Origin of the sequence: Thiomicrorhabdus marina, from assembly GCF_017571465.1 — a bacterium.
Taxonomy (GTDB): Bacteria; Pseudomonadota; Gammaproteobacteria; order Thiomicrospirales; family Thiomicrospiraceae; genus Thiomicrorhabdus; species Thiomicrorhabdus marina.
Genome location: NZ_JAGETV010000053.1, coordinates 1 through 1,960 on the forward strand (window position 1 = coordinate 1; position 1,960 = coordinate 1,960).

Here is a 1,960-nt window from a genome sequence, read left to right on the forward strand (position 1 = left end):
GAATTTAATTCAACTCCAACCATAAAGGGAGCATTTAACTATGGCACAAACATTTGATGCTGGTGTACAAGATTACCAGTTGACTTACTGGACTCCAGATTATGTACCTTTAGACACAGATCTATTGGCTTGTTTCAAAATCGTTGGACAAGAAGGTGTACCACGTGAAGAAGTTGCAGCAGCGGTTGCAGCAGAATCTTCAACAGGTACTTGGACAACAGTATGGACAGACCTTCTAACCGATATGGACTTCTACAAAGGTCGTGCATACCGAATTGAAGACGTTCCTGGTGATTCAAACGCATTCTACGCATTCATCGCGTACCCTCTAGACCTATTCGAAGAAGGTTCAGTAGTAAACGTACTAACGTCACTAGTTGGTAACGTATTCGGCTTTAAAGCACTACGTTCACTACGTCTAGAAGACATCCGTTTCCCGATCGCATACATCAAGACTTGTATGGGTCCACCAAACGGTATCCAAGTAGAGCGTGACCGCATGAACAAATACGGTCGTCCACTACTAGGTTGTACTATCAAACCTAAACTAGGTCTATCTGGTAAGAACTACGGTCGTGCAGTATACGAATGTCTACGTGGCGGTCTAGATTTCACTAAAGATGATGAAAACATCAACTCACAACCGTTCATGCGTTGGCAGAACCGTTTCGAGTTCGTTGCAGAAGCGGTAAACAAAGCGCAAGACGTAACTGGCGAGAAAAAAGGTCACTACCTAAACGTAACGGCTGCAACTCCAGAAGCAATGTACGAGCGTGCTGAATTCGCGAAAGACCTAGGTCAACCGATCATCATGCACGATTTCATCACTGGTGGTTTCACAGCAAACACCGGTCTTGCGGCTTGGTGTCGTAAAAACGGTATCCTGCTACACATTCACCGCGCAATGCACGCAGTAATCGACCGTAACCCACTACACGGTATTCACTTCCGCGTACTAGCGAAGTGTCTACGTCTATCTGGTGGTGACCAACTTCACACCGGTACGGTTGTAGGTAAACTTGAAGGTGACCGTGCGTCTACTCTAGGTTTCGTTGACCAACTACGTGAAGCATTCGTTCCAGAAGATCGTTCACGCGGTGTATTCTTCGACCAAGACTGGGGTTCAATGCCTGGTGTATTCGCAGTAGCCTCTGGTGGTATCCACGTATGGCACATGCCAGCACTTGTAACGATCTTCGGTGATGACTCAGTTCTTCAGTTCGGTGGTGGTACGCAAGGTCACCCAGGTGGTAACGCAGCAGGTGCAGCGGCTAACCGTGTGGCACTAGAAGCTTGTGTTAAAGCACGTAACGAAGGTCGTGATGTTGAGCGTGAAGGTGCTGACATCCTACGTGACGCAGCGCGTTACTCTCCAGAACTAGCAGTAGCTCTAGAGACTTGGAAAGAAATCAAGTTCGAATTCGACACTGTTGACAAGCTAGACGCTTAATCGTCGCTGAAAACTGACTAATCGAATACGTAAACTAAGGAGTTTAAAAGATGTCTTTTAACACAACTGATTACCGCACTAAGTTCACAATGGAAACATTCGGTTTCCTACCAGAACTAACTGCAGATGAAATCTACGACCAAATCGTATACCTAATCAACCAAGGTTGGGCGCCGTCTATCGAGCATGATACTCCGGCAAACATCCAAGCGACTTACTGGGATATGTGGAAACTTCCATTCTTCGGTATGCGCGATCCGAATGCTGTATTGGCAGAGATCGAAGAGTGCCGTCGTGAGTACCCAGACCACATGATCCGTGTTGTTGGTTATGACAACTACACGCAGTGTAAAGGTCATGAGTTCGTAGTTTACAAGCCACGTGGCATGTAATTGCCAATTGGTATTTAAGTAATTAACTAACGAACGAAAAGGGAGGCCAAATAATGAGTCAATCTCAAAGTGGTCGCGCAGCAGCGCAAGCACGCCGTCAAGCTCAGCTTGGTGGTGC

2 protein-coding genes are annotated in these 1,960 nt (G+C 46.6%); both read left to right on the top strand.

All coding sequences use genetic code 11. The features are described 5' to 3' along the window. Nucleotides 1–40 precede the first annotated feature (40 nt). Entirely contained in the window at nt 41–1,450 is a 1,410-nt protein-coding gene (locus tag J3998_RS13000) for a form I ribulose bisphosphate carboxylase large subunit (RefSeq protein WP_208151094.1), read from the top strand. Between the two features lie 50 nt (nt 1,451–1,500). Beyond that, nucleotides 1,501–1,842 carry a ribulose bisphosphate carboxylase small subunit gene (locus tag J3998_RS13005; RefSeq protein ID WP_208151095.1) on the top strand — a complete coding sequence of 114 codons (342 nt, stop codon included), beginning with the start codon at nt 1,501–1,503 and terminating at the stop codon, nt 1,840–1,842. The last annotated feature ends 118 nt before the right edge of the window (nt 1,843–1,960 follow it).